Below are 17,484 nucleotides of genomic sequence, written 5' to 3'. Positions count from 1 at the left end.
TACAAGCTTAGATGTGATCAAGTGTGCTTCTTATAAGCTCTTCAAAGTCTTTAGCGTTCATCGGCTTGCCCCAGAAATAACCTTGTATCTCATCGCAGCCTAGCTCTCTTAAAATTTCAAGCTGAGTTTCATCCTCAACACCCTCAGCGATCGTCTTTAGCTCGATATTTTTAGCTAGAGTTATAACGCTTTTTACAACGTCTCTATCGATCTCGTTTATAGCGATGTTATCGACTAGCTCTTTTGCGATCTTTAACCTATCTAGCGGATACTTTTTGATGTAGTTCATCGATGAAAAGCCAGTGCCAAAGTCATCGATCGAGATGCTCATGCCTTTATCTGAAAATTTCTTTAAGACTGTTTGCATGATCTCTTCGGCATTGACGAGGCTTGCCTCTGTAAGCTCGATATCAACGCACTTTGGATCCATGCCAAATTCTTCAACATAGCCAAAGATGTCCGATGCAAAATTTACATTATCAACCTGTTTTGGCGAGATGTTGATGCCAACTTTTAGGCTGATGCCATACTTTTTGTTCCAGTAGCTCATCTGCCTTATGGCCTCTTTTGCCACCCATATTCCTATTGTATTTATGATAGAGCTTTGCTCTGCTACTGGGATAAATTTAGCCGGACTTACAAAGCCTTTTACTGGAGAGTTCCACCTTATAAGAGCTTCAGCGCCTATTATCTTTTTGCCGTTTAGTAGATACTGCGGCTGGAAATTTAGGCTAAATTCCTCATCAAAATTCATAGAATTTAGCAAAATTTCTATGTAGTTTTTCTCCTGAATGATCTCTTTTATATCATCATAAAAGACATATTTTGTATTGACATCTCTTTTGGCTGCATCAAGTGCGGCTCCAGCTTGCATGATGAGATCATCAGCTAAAATTTCGCTTGTTTGCGTTGAGCTAACGCCAACCTTTGCTCCAAGAGCTATCTTATAGTCGCCAACTGAGATTTGCTCGGCTATGATGTTTAGCAGATAGTATAAAAATTCTCTATAATGCCCCTCATTTTTTTGCTTTAAAACTATCATAAAGTCATCACCGCCAAACCTTGAGATGATAGCACCCTCTGGCAAGATAGCTTTGATATTTTTAGAAAGTTTTAAAAGCACCTCATCGCCTACGTAGTGGCCGTATGAGTCATTTATAGCCTTAAAGTGGTTGATATCGATGCTGTAAATATCTATCTTTTCACCAAGCGCTTTAGTCTTTATCATCTCTGATAATTTGCTTAAAAATGACTGTCTATTTAAAAGTCCAGTGAGTGAGTCAAATTCGCTAAGCTGCCTTAAGCGCTCGTTTTTCTCTTCAAGCTCTCTTAAACTATCTTGGATCTCTTCATCTAGTTTAGCGATGATATGCCTTTCAGATCTAGCTAGATCCCTCATAGCAACTGTGCTTGAGATACTGTAAATTAGCGCTGCATAGGCTAGCAAAACCATAAGTAGAAAAACTATCCATACAGAGTAAATTTTATCGGTATTAGCAGCTCCCAAAAAAAGTAAAGAGATGAAAAGCAAGGTGACAAATTTATATATAAGCGCTCTTGTATAGTCTTTTCTGTAGCTTCTTATCTTGATATTTGCCTCGTTTTCTTTTAGGTGCAAGCAAGCTACAAATATAATAAAAAACGCAACTTTAAAGAAAAACTTGTAATGAACATTTGTGCCACCGTATGCCAAAAAGGCCTTTGATGAGTAGTATGCGTCGCAAATGCAAATGATAAGCAAGGCTGATAGATATAAAAGTAGGCTAACTCTTTTATAGCTAAAAATTGGTTTTTTTGATACAAAATTTAGTGAAAATGCGACAACAAAGACAAAGCAAAAGATAAAAATATCCATTATGATGTATGAAAGGTTAATCACGAATTCTTTATTAAGCACTACTGCTAGACTTCTATCAAAAATTACAAACCAAAAAAAACTAACCGTAATAAGCATCAAAGCAAGCGCATCTACCACGACTTGCTGCCATATCACTCTTTTTAAAATTCTTGCAAAAAAAGCAATAGCAGATACAAGAAACATAAAAAATGGGATCAAATATAAAATTTGCATAAGATCCGTGCGGGAGATGTTTCCTTGCATAAGAAGCGATCTATCATAAAGCAATAAAAGGATATCAGCCAGCGCCCAGCTTGCGATAGCCAAAAATATATAGGTCCAGTATGAGTTTAAATTTCTACTACTTTTTAAGAAAAAGAACAAAAACAAGGCGATCACTACATCAGTGCCTACTGATATAGCTGTCAGATAAAACTGATCACCCAGATAAATAGCAAAAAAATAAGCAATAATCAGGGCAAATATAAATAAAAACGAGCCGTTATGAAAATTTGTTATCCTATCAAGCACGGCCACTCTCCGCTTCTTGGGCTAGCTTTTGCCACCTTTGCCACTCGCCGCTATCATCGACGTCGTTGCCGATAGCCTCATACCTGGCGTAGAAATGCTCCACAAATTTCTTGCACTCTTCATCTTTTGGCAGATAGCTCTGCTCATCTTTTTGGCAAAATTTCTCCAAAAACGTGCTCGCATCATCTTTTTTAGCGTATGTTTGTGCTAGCTCGTAATAGTTCTCTAAGCAAATTTCTTTAAATTTAGCGTAAGCTTGCTCGCTCATATCAACACTTAGTTTGCCATCAAATTTAAGCACTCCAGCCCTAAAAAGTAGGCTAAGATGTATGAGCCCCTCGCAGTAATAAGCCCTCACCTCATCGACCTTTCGCCACGCTATAAGCCCAACAGCGCGGGCTATTAGCTCGTGAAAGACGGCCATTTTATACTCCGCTTCTTCGTGCAAGAAGAAATTTACTAACCCGCCAGTCGTTGCTTTGTACTCTTCTATAAATTTAAAGACACCACTTTTATTCATGCTCATCTCAGTATCAAGTCCGATAAAGAGGATATGCCCAAACTCATGACCGATCGTTGAAATTTCATATACTTTTTTCCAAATTTTTGGCTTTAAAAATAAAATCTCTCTACCAAAATCCAAAAATTCCTTGCTAAAAATTTCAGCCCCAAGCTTCATAAAAGGCTTTGCCTTCGCGCCCTCATAGACGTGATTTACAAAGGCAAAAATTTTCTTGCCACATTTTGCACTCACACTCTCGTCATTTGGCACGACTTGAGCGCTAAAAAGCCCGTTTAACTCCGCGCCGTAATAGATCATCGGCACGCTTATATAAAGCTGCGTTCTAGCGATATTTTCACTAACTGCCTTGTTTGTCACGGCGTTATCAAATTTGATCTTTTCGCAGACGCTTTTGTAAGTTTTTGTCACTTTTTCTTTAAATTTAAGCTCGTCAATGCCCTCGCTATCCACCAGCCTGATGTCCCACTCAAGCGCAACCGCGTGCGTGTAGGCGTCCTCGTAGTACTCTAGCGGATGGCCTGGCTGAAGCGCTCCTTTTACATCCATCCACGCTATCTCAGCCTCTTGCCAAGCATTTATCACCTTTGCATTGTCCTCTTCGCAAAAGGCATTTTGCAGCTTTTCAAGGTATTTTACGTAGGATTTTTGCTCGTCATTTTGAGCTAAATTTCTTAAAATTTCAAGGTTTTTAGTAAAGACTTTTTTAAGTTCTCCAACCTCATCTTTAAAAGCAAGCGCGTAAGACAAAAAGCTAAATTTCTCGCCCTCTTTGCAAACTGCGCCATACGTTCTATCAGCCCTTGCGCCATTACTATCACACTGAAATAAGCCGTTTTTAGTGATGAACTCATTTGCTAGGCTTAGATCTTTAAATTTAGCTTCAAACTCTTTATTTGTAGTGTCTATTATCTTATCTTGCCACGAAATTTGCCATGCATTTAGACTAAGTCCAAGCTCGTGCATAGCCTCTACAAAAGCTTGAAAAAATGGGTCTAAAATTTGCTCATCACGTGCCTTTTTTATAAGCTCGGAGTGTAAATTTTCATATAAATTTCTAACATAGCCATAGATCAAATTTAGCACATGCTTTTGCTCGTCCTCGCCTAAATTTAGCTTTTTTAGCTCATTTTGAAGTGGGTCTACTTTAAGATCAACTATCCTTCTTGCAATGGCTAGTTTTTGGCTTGGCGTGCCATCAAGGGCACAAATCTTCAGAGCATCAGTTATGATCTTGTCATCTAAATTTTTATAAATAGCATTTAGCTTGGATTTTTGCTCTTTTGTAAGTTCATTTAGTCTTTTAAAATCATTCATCTTTTCATCCCTTAAAGTTGCAGGATTTTAGCATAAAGCCATTAAAATTTGCTACAATTTACCAAAAATTTAAAATCTAAAAGGCAAAAAATGGACATTTTAAAGGACTTTGGCGAGCCACGCATCAAGCAAGTGATGCTACCAAAAGATACAAACTCAGCTGGCAATATCTTTGGCGGCTGGATAATGAGTCAGATAGACCTTGCAGGTGCTCAGGCTGCTAGAGAAATTTCGCCTGAGCGAGTTGTGACAATTTCTATGAAAGAGATCATCTTTAAACAACCAGTATTTGTTGGCGACGTACTAAGCTGCTATGCAAAGATCATCGCAGTTGGTAAAACATCGATAACAACGCAGATAGAAGTGACTGCACTTAGGCTAAATGATGGCGGTTTTAGAGAGACTATACACGTCACAAGCGCCACCGCGACCTATGTTAGTGTGACAAAAGACGGGCACAAAAAACCGATAGATGAGAAGCTAAAAGAGCTTCACGGATTTTAAATTTGGTTGCAATTTATGCAGCCAAAACCCCCGAATTTATCACTATTTTTAAAAAAATTTGAAAAAAAGTAACATCAAAAAAGAGAAATTTCAACTTATTTAAATGCTTTATAAAGTAAAATCTGCCCTTACACTTTTTTGGGAGAAAGATGAAAAAATCACGCTTAGGGCTTTTACAAACGCATATTTTAGATATCTTAACACAAGATGAGCTGGAGAAATTTGAGTTTAAAGAGCTGCCAAAAACAAGCACAATCTACACCGAAGATATCGAGATAATTATCCTAAAAAGCGGCTCAGCAAAGCTCTCATTTTTTGAAGATGGCGAGGAATTTATCCTTTATCATTTAGAAAAAAACAACATCGCCATACTTGATGACAACTGCGCATTTGAAGTGCTTGAAGACGCCCAAATTTACGTTATTAGACTAGATAATATCGGCGAAATTTTGCACAATCAAAAAGCTGCAAGCGAGATCCTAACAACCACGCTAAACACCATCATCGTGCAGCGCCAGATCACAAAGTCGATACTTTTTGAGGACGCAAAGGGCAGGATAGCAAATTTCTTAATCGAGCTTGCAAATGAGCAAGATCTAAAACAAAATGGCTACCGATATGTATTTTTGCCGTTTTCTCTAAAGGTGCTATCAAGCTTTGTTGGCCTCAAGCGCCAAAGCGCCTCAACAGCCTTTAATGAGCTTATCAAAGACGACATCATCAGAAAGATCACACCGCACGAATTTCTCATCATCGACCACGAAAAACTTGAAAGTTATACGAATTAAAAAGCTTTTACGCCCTATCTTTAAATTTAGCTAGCCTATCTCGAAGCTCTTTTGAAAGTGTGAATTGCGAAAGCTCATATCTGTCAAAAATGACGATCATATCATCGCCAAGTGCCTGCACTAAGCCAAAACACGCATCTCTATCCAGGCGATTTTTTCTAAATTTAACACTTAACGCATCGACCTTTTTCTTATCGCCAAAGCTCTTAATGGCGATCTCATCGATATCTTTGAAGAAAAATTTGATATTTTTTGAGCCTTTTTTTATGACAAATCCATCATCATCTATCTCAAAAAAGTTGTTTTGCAAGATCTTTCTCACGCAAAAAAAGGTTGAAATGGCGCCAACGATGACACCAAAAAGAGACGGCGTGCCAAGATCAAGATAAAAATAGCCAACGATGCTAAAGACAAAGAGTCCAAGCCCAAAGGCTAACGCCCAAAAAACATCTTTTTTACTCTCTTTGGTTATCATTTTTGCCCTTTTTATGCCAAAAGTCCAGCGCCATTTATCGCTTGGCTACGCTCTTTGGCGTAAATTCTCTCGCCATTTATCACGTCGTATTTCCAGATCGGCGCATTTGCTTTAAAGTCCTCGACAAACTCGTTTATAAGCCTTAGCGCGACCTTTCTTTGAGGGCTAACAACTCCAGCTACATAAGAGCTCGTATGCACCGCCACGTCGCCTTTTGAGTGAGCAAAGAGCACGTAGGCATTTTCTTTTTTGGCTCGCTCCTGCCAAGCATCTAGCCATTTTTTAAGGATCGGCTCATAGATATCAAAGCTAAGCGCCGAAATACCGCCCTCTTCTCTTACTATGCCTACAAAAGTGATGAGCGCACCGCAGTTTTTATCTTTAAATTTATCATACCACTCGTTTGTGATGCTTTGAACGTCCAAGCTTCCATTATAAATTTGCATCTTAGCCTCCACAAACTGGCGGTAAGATAGAAATTTTATCGCCTGATTTAAGAGCGAAATTTATATCGCTTACGATCTCGTCATTTACAGCCACAGCGCAGATATTTAGCCACTTTTTAAGCTCTTCTTTCTCACTTATTGCCGCTTTTACCTCGCCTAAATTTTTTGCCTCTACTTTTATACTCTCAAGCCCGATAGGCCCAAGAAATTCGATCTCTACCACATTTTATCCTTTGAAATTTTTGCTGATTTTACTTAAAAATAAATTTAGATATACTTATTTGAAAATTTACAAAAGAGAAAGAAAATGAACGAAATTTTAAAAAGCATAAAAACCCCAGCCTACGTCTGCGAAGAGGCCAAAGTACGTAAAAATTTAGAGCTTTTAAAGTATGTAAAAGAGCAAAGTGGAGCTAAAATTTTAGTAGCACTTAAGGGTTTTGCATTTAGCGGCGTAATGGATATGGTGGGCTCATATCTTGATGGAGCGACTTGCAGTGGGCTTCATGAGGCAAAATTTGCGAGCGAATACGTAAAAGGCGAGATCCACACGTATAGTCCAGCCTTTAAAGATGAGGATTTTAATGAAATTTTAAAAATTTCAAAGCACATCACATTTAACTCTTTTGCTCAGTGGCAAAAATTTAAAGGCATTGCCCTGCAAAATGGCATCATATGCGGCCTAAGGGTCAATCCAGAGGTCTCACTAGCGCCAACTGATAGCTACAACCCATGCGCTAAATTTAGCAGGCTTGGCATCACAAGGGCAAATTTTAAGCCAGAGCTTCTTGATGGCATCACTGGGCTTCATTTTCACGCGCTTTGCGAGGAGAGTGCGAGCAGCTTGCAGGTCGTGCTGGAGGCGTTTGAAGAGAAATTTGGTGAGTTTATCCCAAAGATGAAGTGGATAAATATGGGCGGCGGCCACCACATCACAAGAGCTGATTACGACGTGGAGCTGCTTATAAAGATCATTAGGCGCTTCCGCGAAAAATACGGCGTAGAGGTCTATCTGGAGCCTGGCGAGGCTGTGGGCTGGCAGACTGGCTTTTTGATAAGCAGCGTGCTTGACATCGTGCACAACGAGAAAGATATCGCCATCCTTGACACCTCAGCCGAGGCGCACATGCCAGATACTGTGCTCATGCCTTACCGCCCAGCCGTTAGAGGCGAGAGTAAAAACGGCAAATTTGCTTATAGATTTGGTGGCAATACCTGCCTAGCTGGCGATATAGTGGGTCTTGAAGCGGGCGATGCGGAGTATAAATTTGATAGCGAGCTTAAAATCGGCGACCGCGTCATCTTTGAAGATCAAATTCACTACACCATCGTGAAAAATACAACATTTAACGGCATAAAACTGCCTGATCTGCTGCTTTTAAAAGAAAATGGTGAGATAAAGATGGTTAGAGAGCTAGACTACGAAGAGTATAGGCGCAGAAACTAGGCTGAGTTTTTGAAGGTAAATTTGGCTTTTAAATTTAGGTCAAATTTATCTGGCTTGCAAATTTCGAAAAACAGCTTAAACTACTTAAATTTAAAAATTTATCTTGAAGCTATTTTTGACAAAGCTATTTTTGTTTTCAAAATTTAAACTTACTAAATTTGGCAAATTTCTAACTAGACTGCGAACCGATTAAATTTATTATCTATAAAATTTATCTTAATACTTTTTGCTAAAGCTATTTTGACTTGCTATCCTTATTAAATTTAGTAGATTTCTGACTTTATCAAAAGGTCACAAGCTATTTTAAATTTAATACCCATAAATTTTGGCAAATTTATCTAACTTTGAGCTTTTTTGCCAGTTGTATTCAGTCTCATTTGCGATCTTTTGGGCTAGCTCCTTGCCAAAATGATCACTGATAAATCCAAGCGCCATATCCATGCCAGCAGCCACGCCTGAAGCTGTGTAAAATTTACCTGCCCTCACCCACCTAGCGCGCTCTTGCCACTTTACAGCTTCGCCGCAACTTTTTACCCACTCAAGCGATCTTTTATTTGAGGTAGCCTTTAGTCCGTCAAGCTCTCCTGTGCGAGCGATGAGCGCCGAGCCAGTGCATACGCTTAGGCAAAATTGTGAAGCCAAAACGCACTCTTTAAGTCTTGAGATAAACTCACTATCATCTACAAGTGCCCTCGTGCCTTGACCTCCAGGAAGTAGCAAAGCGCTCTCTTTTGGCATCTTACTAAGCTTTTTGGTCTTTATAAAAAAGCCTTGCTTGCTTTTTTTCATCCCGCCATCAAACGAGACGTAGCTTATCTTCATTTCAGGCACCCTTGCTAAAAACTCCACTGGCCCCATGAGATCAAGCGTCTCGTACTCATCAAATATAAGGCAAAAAAGATGCATAGTGCGGTCCTTTTGAACTAAAATTTGGCTTTATTTTAGCTAAATTTTCAGATCAAAAACGATAAAAATTAACAAAACTTAAATGTTTTTTATAAAATTTTTAGTAATCTTTTTTGCTAAGGTTTGCTTGTGATTAGCTCTGATATAATAGCCGCAAAACGGCATAGCTGTGTGATTTTAGCATATTTAACCAAAGCTTAAATCATTTAAGCTTTAGCAAATAAAGGAATAAAATGACGAGAATTCTTACTCTACTTTTTACATTGTCTGTTGTGGCAATGGCCATTGAAGGACCAACTGGTGTCAATCAATTTGACAGCACCATTTGGGCAGCACAGAGGATAGAAAATATCAAGCCTTATGAGCATGGCTGGGGCCCGATATTTACTTTTATACAAGGCAACGACTACTTCGCGATAGCTGCACTTTCTATCATTTTAGCTGTTATCGGCGCGTTCGTGCTACACTTCTTGATCATCGGACCAAAACACTTTAGTCACGAGGGCAAAAAAGTATTTGCATTTTCACTAATCGAACGTATAGCTCACGGCTTGGCTGCGATCTCTTGGATCATCTTGGTGCCAACTGGTATCATCATCATGTGGGGTGCAGAGCTTGGCGGTGGCACATTTGTGCGTTTCTGTAGATACTTGCACGATATAGCGACTATTATATTTGCTATTTCTGTGCTTCCTATGTTATTTGCTTGGACTATCAGAATGCTTCCAGCTGTTTATGATATCAGATGGATGATGATAGTTGGTGGTTATCTTTCAAAGAAGAAAAGACCAGTCCCAGCTGGTAAATTTAACGCAGGACAAAAAGCATGGTACTGGATCGCTATCCCTGGTGGTATCGTGATGATCATCACTGGTGCTATCATGTACTTCATGGATCTTAAAGAACCAGCAGTTGCTAGTTGGTTTGGTATCCAACAAATCGATCTTTTAAGATATAGTGTAGTTATCCACAACTGCCTTGGTATCGTCTGTGCGGTATTTTTCTTAGTTCATATCTATATGGCTGCGATCGCTATACATGGCGCTATCTGGTCAATGATCACTGGATACAAAGAAGAAGAAGAGGTCTATGTTCTTCACCACTACTGGTATCAAGAGCTTGTTAAAGAAAACAAGATCCCAGTATCTGACTACGAAAAATCTTACACAAATTTAAAATAATTAACCTTGACCTTGCGGCTTACGCAGGGTCAAACTCTCTTTTATAGCAAATTTCACAGCACAAATCCTTTTAAAAAATTAATATTTTTTAGCTATAATCCAAAATCAGTTTCAAGGTTTGAAATACTAATCACAAAGGAAAAACAATGACAAGAACAATTGATTGTAGAAATTTAGAGTGCCCAAAACCAGTCATCATGACTAAAAACGCACTTGAGGGTTTAAATGAGGGAGAGAGCCTAGAGATAATCGTAAATGCCCTAGCTCCAAAAGAAAATATCTCAAGATTTTTGAAAAATCAAAATATAGAATTTAGCCTAGAAAGCAACGGCAATGAGACTAAAATTTTAGCCATCAAGGGCAAAAGCGCACTTGAGCTTACAAATTTTGATGAATTTGTCTGCGACATAACACCAAAAAATGAAAAAGTGCTCTATCTAAACGAAGAGCGTGCAGGTAGCGGCGATGTTGGCATAAATTTGCTATCAAAATTCCTAGGCGCACTTCTTCAAGTAGAGAAAAAACCAAAGATAATCATCTGCGTAAATAACGCCGTTAAAATGACAACAAACCGCTCACATCCAAGCTTTAAGCCGCTTAAAGATCTTGAAGCTGCTGGCGTTCAAATTTTAAGCTGCGGAAGCTGCTTGGAGGCTTATAAACTAGTAAGCGATCTTGCAGTTGGCGAAATTTCAAACGCTTATGAGATCATCGACATACTCTCAACTCACGAGCAAATCAAACTATGATCTATCACGACAAAAAGCTTACGCAGTTCGTTAAAGCCGCTGGTTGAGCTGCTAAGCTTGACCCGTCGGGTCTTCACAAAACGATTAGTAGTTTAAATTTATCTCATCCAAACCTGCTCTCAAGCATAGGCTCAAACGAAGATGCGAGCGTTTTTAAGCTCTCAGACGATCTTGCGCTCGTTCAGACGCTTGACTTTATCACGCCAGTAGTCAATGACCCATTTATCTACGGTCAGATCGCTGCTGCAAATAGCCTAAGCGACGTCTTTGCAATGGGTGGCGAGGTGATAAACGCCCTAAACATCGTGGGCTTTGATAGCTGCAACCTTGCACCTGAAATTTTAGGCGAAATTTTACAAGGTGGAGCCGATAAAGTAAGAGAGTGTGGCGGCGTCATCGTTGGCGGACACACGATAGAAACGCAGCAGATGTATTATGGGCTAAGTGCGACTGGCAAGGTGAGCCCACAAAATTTCTGGGCAAACAACACAGCAGAAGTTGGTAACGTTTTGATCCTTACAAAGCCCCTTGGCAGCGGCATCTTAAGCACAGCGATCAAGGCTGATCTGTTAAGTTTGGAGCAAATAAATGAGGTCGCAAGCATCATGGCTCAGCTAAATTTCTACGCTCTAAAAGCACTAAGTGGTATCAAAGTTTATGCGGCTACCGATGTGACTGGATTTGGATTTTTAGGGCATTTAAGCGAGATGTTAAACGACAAGATCAGCTTTAATGTCTTTGAAAAAGATGTGCCAGTGATCGCAAGTGCGAAAGAATTTGCCGATATGGGCATCATCCCAGAGGGAAGCTACAAAAACCGCGAATTTGCAAAGCATTTTGTGAGCAAAGAGGCTGATATCTTGCTATATGACGCGCAAACTTCTGGCGGACTTTTGCTAGCTATTAGTGAGAACGATGCGAGCCTAGCACTAAAGCGCCTAAAAGAGGTTGGCTATGAGCGCTCAGCCATCATCGCACAAGCGGTCCAAAAAGGCGAGTTTGATATATTTTTAAACTAACTCTAGGCTAAATTTAGCCTATTTTAAGGCCAGCTAAAGTCTGGCTAAATTTCTTTTAATTTACCTAGTCGCTTTATAATGTCAAGAAATTTAACAAAGGAGATATGATGAACTATCTTGAAATTTTAAAATTTCGTCACGCTTGCAAAATTTTTGATGAGAGCAAAAAGATAGGCGCTGGCGAATTTGACTTTATCTTGGAGGCTGGCAGGCTAAGCCCAAGCTCAATTGGGCTTGAGCAGTGGGACTTTTTGGTCGTGCAAAACAAAGAGCTTAGAGAGAAGATAAAAGCTGTTTCGTGGAACCAAGTGCAAATCACCTCTTGCTCGCATTTAGTTGTCATTTTAGCAAAGATCAAAGAGATAAAATTTGGCAGCAACTACGTTGATAAAATGATCGCTAGAAGGGCTGATAAAGACCCTGAAGCTATCGCTGCAAGGCAGAAATTTTATCACGACTTTTTGCTATCAAATTTCAAAAATGACGATGAGCTAACATTTCAGTGGTCACACGAGCAGTGCATGATAGCTGCGACAAATATGATGAACGCAGCCGCAAGCCTTGGCATAGATAGCTGCCCTATCGAAGGCTTTGACAGACACGCTTTAAATGAAATTTTAGGCCTTGATGAGAGCGAGAAAAGAGTGGCTATCGTAGTGCCATTTGGCTACCGCCTAAACCCACAACCTGAAAAACTACGCAGACAAAGATCTGAAGTAGTTACTTGGATCTACTAAGTCACGGGGCAAAACGCCCTGTGATCTCTTTAAATTTAAACAAAAAGGCATTTTATAAGCTAAAAAAAGTAAATTTGCGTTAAAATCATGGCTAGTTTTAAAAAGCGAGGCTTAAATTTAATGCAAAAAAATAGTGTTAAGTCGATTTTGCAGATTTTTAAGAGGTTCTATGTAAAGATAGCACTACTTCTTTTTGCCTTCATCTTTCTTGCACTTTTTGTCATATTTGCTGGCATAAACGATATAAAATATGAAATTTCAACGCTAAATTTAATCACTAGAAACAATATCGTGAGTACATTTGTAGAGGTAAAAGACAATATCACCACAAAGGCAAGACTCATAGCAAACGGCGTAGAGCCATTTTATGAAGATACTGTTGTAAGTAAATTCTACGCCGCTTTTTACGTGATAGCAAAAGATAACTCCTTGCTTTATGAGCGTAAATTTGATGATGCCTTTGAGCTTCATAGCTACGATATCTCGTGGTTTTCAGATATCAAAGCAGGCGAGTTTAGGCTCTCTGATAGATTTTACAAAAATAGGCGCTTTAAAGATATCTACATAGCTTACGGACTAAAAAATGGCAATAAAATTCTCGTTCAGCTAAATCAAAATCTTTTAAAAAACAAGGTAGATACAGGCTACAATAAAAACCTTGCCGCATACGTCTTTTTGGTTGATAAAGATGGCAACCTCTCAAGAGATGAGTTTTATAGAAAATTTATAAAAGAGGACTTTAACAAATACATCTCGCAAGGTGGCGAGTTTAAAGCTGACAAGATCATTTTTATACTAAAGGATATGAATTTTTACAAGATCAGCTACCTAGAAGAGCAAAAGCTATTTGTCATAACAGGCTCTAGCAGACAAGCACAGATCTTTATCCAGCTAGTTCTAGTCGTGCTTTCGTTCTTCTGCTTTGTCGCATTTAGCATACTTTGGCTACGTGATAACTCATATATAAAAGATAAAATTCTCTCTCCATTTACTAGGATCACTCTTTTTGCGGCAGATAAAAGTAGGCTGGCTGATGAAGAATTTGACGTAAAAGAATTTATCTCGCTAAACAACAGCATCAAAAAACTCTACGAAGATAGAGATAAAGCTTACGAGACGGCACAAAGCTACGAGAGTAGATTTGGCTATGTCTTTGAAAAGAGCTTTTTAAAGATCGTGGTCTTTGACGCTTATACTGGCGTCATCACGGACATTAGCAACGCTCTTTTAGAAAATCTAGGCTACAAAAAAGATGACGTAGCAAATCTAAATATCAAAGAGCTACTTGAAGATGAGTCTAAAAATTTAGCAGAAAATAGAGAAAACGCTATAAATAATGATCTATCTTATGAAGCTAAGCTAAGACGTAAAAATGGCGAGATAATCGATGTTTTAGCAACACAAAGTAGCTTTGAGCTAGAAAACACAAGGCTAAATTTCATACTCATAAAAGATATCACTCAAGAAAAGATGACGCAAAGAAATGACGATATCATCAAAAGCTACGTCTTTTTATCGCCAAATGTCATTGCTATCGCTTCGGCACAAGAGCCATTTTTGATCATCCAAAGCACAAACAATGTCGAGAGAATTTTTAATGTCCAAAGCCAAGGTCTCATAAATTTAGAAGATATCATCGCAAGCGAGGATTTTGATAGCTTTAAAGCTGCTGTGCTAGCAAGTAAAAAAGCCTTTTTACAAGCAAGCTTTAAAAATGAAGAGCTAAATTTCATAGCAAATATGACAAACGCTTACGGCAAGAAAATTCCATTTAAGATAAAGGCTAAATTTATCGATGCAGAAGGGCAAAAGGTCATCTACTCATTTACCGATCTTAGTGATATGCTAAAGCTTCAAGAGAGATTTGAAAAACAAAGCAAAGAGAGCAAAGCACTGCTTTGGGCGAGTGAGGCAAATGTCTTTACTTGGGATAAAAGAAGCGACATGCTTAACATCTCAGATGAGCTAAGTAAAATTCTTGGCACGCAAAGCACTCTAAATTTCGAGCAAGCAAAGTCGGTCTTTGTCGATGAGTTTGATAGTTTTTATAGCTTTTTTGAGAGTTTAAGAGATGCTCAAACATACATCAAAGATATCAAGCTTTACAGCATAGATAAAGAAATTTTACACTTTAGACTAAGGGCAAAAGCGCTTGAATACGACGAATTTGGCGAAGTAAGCTTGATAAAAGGCACATTAAGAGACCTTAGCCTAGAAGATAGCTTCTTTGTCTGCCAAGACCTGCTTGCAAAAATTTTCTCATTTAGCAAAGAAGAGGTCGTCTTGCTTGATGAGGAGATGAGGGTTATTGATGCAAATGACGCATTTTTTGAAAGTGCGGGCGCAAAAGATAGCGTATATCTAAAAGATATCACCTTTATAAAGCAAGGCTTAAGCGATATAAAACACCAGATCATAGAGACTATAAACCAAGGTGGCTCGTGGAGTGGCAAGGTTTGGAGCGAAAATAATAAAAATAAGAGCAAGCTTGAAGTCATAGAAATTTTACCGCTTATCGATGCGAGCGAGAAAAAAACCGGCTACATCATGCTTGCAATGCTGGCAAATAACGAAGCGCAAAATGAGAAATATCTAGAATTTATCGCATATCACGATCCGCTTACAAAACTACCAAATAGATTTTTACTCTACAACAAGCTAAATTCTCTCATACAAAAAAATGAACAAAAAATAGCCGTCATCTACCTTGATATGGATGATTTTAAGAGCATAAATGACAACTTCGGCCACCAAATAGGCGATAAATTTCTAGTAGCTATCTCTGAAAAGATAGGCGCTATGTTTAATGGCAAAAATATCTTTGCAAGGATAGGCGGAGATGAGTTTGTAGGCGTCATAAACTACGAAAATTTAGGCGAAGTCTATGAGATAGCGCAAAATATGCTAAGGCTAGCTTCAGATGAAGTAAAGATAGACGAGCTAAAACTAAAAGCAAGCGCTAGCGTAGGCATAGCCTTGGCTGATAGTGAGCTTGGGGCTGATGATGTGCTACAAAGAGCCGACTGGGCGATGTATCAAGCCAAGATAAGTGGCAAAAACAGAAGCTATACATTTGATGCGAAAAAAGATGTCTATTTTAAGAGCCAATACGAAGATGGCTCAAAGATTTTAAAAGCGCTTGACGCTGGTGAGATGTTTTTAGAATTTCAACCAGAGATCAGCTTTAGCACGGGCGAGACTTTAAGTTTTGAAGCTCTTATTAGATGGAGAAAAGATGGCGAGATCATCTATCCAAGCGACTTTTTACCACTTATAAAGACAAGTAGCGCATCGAGTAATATCGCTTTATTTACGATAAAAGAGGCGCTTTTAGCTAGAAAAATGTGGCTAGAAAATGGCATAAGCGCAAAAGTTCGAGTAAATTTAAGCGTTAAAAAGCTCTTTACAGAAGAATTTTGGCATAAATTTAAAGCGATATTTGATGAGGATAAAAGCCTTGATCCAACTGGGCTTATCATTGATGTTATCGACGCTGCAACAGCTACAAATTTAGAAGTTTTAGAAATTTATGTGAGAAAATATAAAGAGCTTGGCATACACTTCTCGCTTGATGATTTTGCCTCATACTCAAGCTCGATAGAAGCTCTTGGTATGCTAAAGACAAACCGCTTTAATATAGATAATAAATTTTGCAAGCATATCTTTAGCTCAAAAGAGGCGCTTGAGAGCATAAATATGATAAGGTTTGTGGCTGATAAATTTGGACTAAATGCGACTATAAAAAATATCGATGACAAAAGAACGCTTGAGTTTTTACTTGGTCTTGGTTTTGATAAATTTCAAGGCAACATTTTCTCATTAGCACTTTTGGCAAAAGATGCTGCTTCATTTAAATTTGAAAGACCATATCTACACATAAAAGACTATAAAAATAGCGAAAATTTCGAGCTTTTCAAAGGCTTAGTCGTGCTAAAAGAGCTTGCAAATGAAGTGATAGCAAATTTAAATCAAGACGACAAACTAGCACAAAGCCTAAAACAAAAAATAGAAGATGAGATAAAAAATATAGGTAAATTTAATCAAGAAATTTCTATAAATTTAAGCAAACTAGCAAGTAGCAGCGACAGTGGCGAACTCTATAATCTAGCCATGTCCATCATCAAAGAGTGCGATATAAATTTAGGTTTTAGTAAGGAGATAAGAGTTGAGTGATGTAAATGTTTATGAGCACGAGATCCCAAACGGAAGCAAACTTTACTTTGCAAAAAGTGCAAAACTAAAGAGAAAAATCGAGCAAAAAGCGAGTGAAATTTTAGAAGATGAAGGTTTTAGCGAGATCGTAACGCCGTTTTTTTCGTATCATCAACATCTAAGCGTAGATGCGACAAACCTTCTGCGCTTTAGCGACAGTCTAAACCACGAGATAAGCCTAAGAGCTGATAGCACGGTTGATACCGTTAGGATCGTGCTTAGAAGACTTAAAGCAAACGAGCCAAAGAGGTGGTTTTACATCCAGCCAGTCTTTCGCTACCCAAGCCAAGAAATTTATCAAATAGGCGCTGAGCTTATCGGTGAAAACGACATTTTAAAGAGCATAAACATCGTAGCAAAGCTCTTTAGCGAGCTTGAGATCGGCGCTTGTTTGCAGCTTAGCAACATGCAAATCCCAAGGATAATTTGCGAAATTTTAAACTTAGAGATAGAAATTTTTGAAAACTCATGGCTAGAAAAAATTTTAGCCCAAAATGTGCCGTGGCTTAGCAAACTAGCCCTTTTAAAGGACGCTAGCGAGCTTGATGAGATAATAAATTTAGTCCCTGATAAGCTAAAAGAGGCGCTAAAAAATTTACAAAACGTAGCCAAATCACTAGAATATAAAAATTTAAGAATAGTTCCGCTATATTACTCAAAAATGAGATATTATGATAGTTTATTTTTTAGATTTTTAAAAGACAACGCCATCTTAGCAAGTGGCGGGAACTATGAAATAGACGATATTTCAAGCAGCGGTTTCGCTGTTTATACTGATGCATTGATAGAAGAAAAAATTAATTTAAGGAAGTAAG

Annotated in this window: 15 protein-coding genes; 9 read left to right on the top strand and 6 right to left on the bottom strand. The window is 38.5% G+C overall.

Annotation, left to right across the window (positions count from 1 at the left end):
- Positions 1–7: 7 nt before the first annotated feature.
- Together CVT07_RS01475 and ciaB are read right to left on the bottom strand one after the other, a co-directional pair.
- Positions 8–2,368: a putative bifunctional diguanylate cyclase/phosphodiesterase gene (locus CVT07_RS01475; protein ID WP_107935601.1), complete on the bottom strand. Its 2,361-nt coding sequence runs from the start codon at positions 2,366–2,368 to the stop codon at positions 8–10.
- Positions 2,361–4,205, bottom strand: coding sequence for an invasion protein CiaB (gene ciaB, locus CVT07_RS01470; protein WP_107935599.1), 1,845 nt, complete (start codon positions 4,203–4,205; stop codon positions 2,361–2,363). The genes CVT07_RS01475 and ciaB overlap by 8 nt, the downstream gene beginning before the upstream one ends.
- 90 nt (positions 4,206–4,295) lie before the next feature.
- On the opposite strand from ciaB, the gene CVT07_RS01465 reads away from it, so the two are divergent.
- Together CVT07_RS01465 and CVT07_RS01460 are read left to right on the top strand one after the other, a co-directional pair.
- Positions 4,296–4,709, top strand: a complete 414-nt coding sequence (locus tag CVT07_RS01465) for an acyl-CoA thioesterase (protein ID WP_103570655.1) — start codon at positions 4,296–4,298, stop codon at positions 4,707–4,709.
- A 149-nt stretch (positions 4,710–4,858) separates the two neighbouring features.
- A complete protein-coding gene (locus CVT07_RS01460; protein WP_103616791.1) occupies positions 4,859–5,497 on the top strand; it encodes a Crp/Fnr family transcriptional regulator in 639 nt (212 codons plus the stop codon).
- Positions 5,498–5,504: 7 nt separating this feature from the next.
- Here CVT07_RS01460 and CVT07_RS01455 read toward each other — a convergent pair whose 3' ends face one another.
- From CVT07_RS01455 to CVT07_RS01445, 3 genes are read right to left on the bottom strand one after another with little or no spacing between them, the layout of a single operon-like run.
- Positions 5,505–5,972: a molybdate transport repressor gene (locus CVT07_RS01455; protein WP_103572354.1), complete on the bottom strand. Its 468-nt coding sequence runs from the start codon at positions 5,970–5,972 to the stop codon at positions 5,505–5,507.
- Between the two features lie 11 nt (positions 5,973–5,983).
- A complete protein-coding gene (locus CVT07_RS01450; RefSeq protein ID WP_021092055.1) occupies positions 5,984–6,418 on the bottom strand; it encodes a molybdopterin synthase catalytic subunit in 435 nt (144 codons plus the stop codon).
- A gap of 1 nt (position 6,419) precedes the next feature.
- Positions 6,420–6,641, bottom strand: a complete 222-nt coding sequence (locus CVT07_RS01445) for a MoaD/ThiS family protein (RefSeq protein ID WP_107791321.1) — start codon at positions 6,639–6,641, stop codon at positions 6,420–6,422.
- 84 nt (positions 6,642–6,725) lie between these two features.
- On the opposite strand from CVT07_RS01445, the gene nspC reads away from it, so the two are divergent.
- Positions 6,726–7,865, top strand: coding sequence for a carboxynorspermidine decarboxylase (nspC, locus tag CVT07_RS01440; protein ID WP_107935597.1), 1,140 nt, complete (start codon positions 6,726–6,728; stop codon positions 7,863–7,865).
- Between the two features lie 309 nt (positions 7,866–8,174).
- On the opposite strand, the gene CVT07_RS01435 is transcribed toward nspC, so the two are convergent.
- Positions 8,175–8,771 carry a DJ-1/PfpI family protein gene (locus CVT07_RS01435; protein WP_107847344.1) on the bottom strand — a complete coding sequence of 199 codons (597 nt, stop codon included), beginning with the start codon at positions 8,769–8,771 and terminating at the stop codon, positions 8,175–8,177.
- 233 nt (positions 8,772–9,004) lie between these two features.
- Here CVT07_RS01435 and CVT07_RS01430 point away from each other — a divergent pair, with 233 nt between their 5' ends.
- The 6 genes from CVT07_RS01430 (at position 9,005) to CVT07_RS01405 (ending at position 17,483) form a co-directional block, all read left to right on the top strand.
- On the top strand, positions 9,005–9,952 hold the full coding sequence (locus tag CVT07_RS01430; protein ID WP_107847346.1) for a formate dehydrogenase subunit gamma: 948 nt from the start codon (positions 9,005–9,007) through the stop codon (positions 9,950–9,952).
- Positions 9,953–10,098: 146 nt separating this feature from the next.
- Positions 10,099–10,701, top strand: a complete 603-nt coding sequence (yedF, locus tag CVT07_RS01425) for a sulfurtransferase-like selenium metabolism protein YedF (protein ID WP_107847348.1) — start codon at positions 10,099–10,101, stop codon at positions 10,699–10,701.
- Complete coding sequence (selD, locus tag CVT07_RS01420; RefSeq protein ID WP_196088139.1) at positions 10,698–11,720, top strand: selenide, water dikinase SelD; 1,023 nt, start codon at positions 10,698–10,700, stop codon at positions 11,718–11,720. Before yedF ends, selD begins: the two co-directional genes overlap by 4 nt.
- A gap of 107 nt (positions 11,721–11,827) precedes the next feature.
- Positions 11,828–12,457, top strand: a complete 630-nt coding sequence (locus CVT07_RS01415) for an NAD(P)H-dependent oxidoreductase (protein WP_107935595.1) — start codon at positions 11,828–11,830, stop codon at positions 12,455–12,457.
- 120 nt (positions 12,458–12,577) lie between these two features.
- Positions 12,578–16,630 (top strand): diguanylate cyclase domain-containing protein, encoded by a 4,053-nt coding sequence (locus tag CVT07_RS01410; RefSeq protein WP_230855719.1) that lies wholly within the window; start codon positions 12,578–12,580, stop codon positions 16,628–16,630.
- Positions 16,623–17,483, top strand: coding sequence for an ATP phosphoribosyltransferase regulatory subunit (locus CVT07_RS01405; protein WP_107935591.1), 861 nt, complete (start codon positions 16,623–16,625; stop codon positions 17,481–17,483). Before CVT07_RS01410 ends, CVT07_RS01405 begins: the two co-directional genes overlap by 8 nt.
- The last annotated feature ends 1 nt before the right edge of the window (position 17,484 follow it).

The organism is Campylobacter concisus, from assembly GCF_003048875.2.
In the GTDB taxonomy this organism is placed as follows: domain Bacteria; phylum Campylobacterota; class Campylobacteria; order Campylobacterales; family Campylobacteraceae; genus Campylobacter_A; species Campylobacter_A concisus_AU.
The sequence above is the reverse complement of the archived record's forward strand: the minus strand, read 5'-3'. Positions and strand labels throughout refer to the sequence as shown.

Coding starts and splice junctions, on each gene's coding strand:
- ciaB (WP_107935599.1), bottom strand. CDS start 4,205: ATGAATGATTTTAAAAGACTAAATGAACTTACAAAAGAGCAAAAATCC.
- CVT07_RS01465 (WP_103570655.1), top strand. CDS start 4,296: ATGGACATTTTAAAGGACTTTGGCGAGCCACGCATCAAGCAAGTGATG.
- CVT07_RS01460 (WP_103616791.1), top strand. CDS start 4,859: ATGAAAAAATCACGCTTAGGGCTTTTACAAACGCATATTTTAGATATC.
- CVT07_RS01455 (WP_103572354.1), bottom strand. CDS start 5,972: ATGATAACCAAAGAGAGTAAAAAAGATGTTTTTTGGGCGTTAGCCTTT.
- CVT07_RS01450 (WP_021092055.1), bottom strand. CDS start 6,418: ATGCAAATTTATAATGGAAGCTTGGACGTTCAAAGCATCACAAACGAG.
- nspC (WP_107935597.1), top strand. CDS start 6,726: ATGAACGAAATTTTAAAAAGCATAAAAACCCCAGCCTACGTCTGCGAA.
- CVT07_RS01435 (WP_107847344.1), bottom strand. CDS start 8,771: ATGCATCTTTTTTGCCTTATATTTGATGAGTACGAGACGCTTGATCTC.
- CVT07_RS01430 (WP_107847346.1), top strand. CDS start 9,005: ATGACGAGAATTCTTACTCTACTTTTTACATTGTCTGTTGTGGCAATG.
- yedF (WP_107847348.1), top strand. CDS start 10,099: ATGACAAGAACAATTGATTGTAGAAATTTAGAGTGCCCAAAACCAGTC.
- CVT07_RS01415 (WP_107935595.1), top strand. CDS start 11,828: ATGAACTATCTTGAAATTTTAAAATTTCGTCACGCTTGCAAAATTTTT.
- CVT07_RS01410 (WP_230855719.1), top strand. CDS start 12,578: ATGCAAAAAAATAGTGTTAAGTCGATTTTGCAGATTTTTAAGAGGTTC.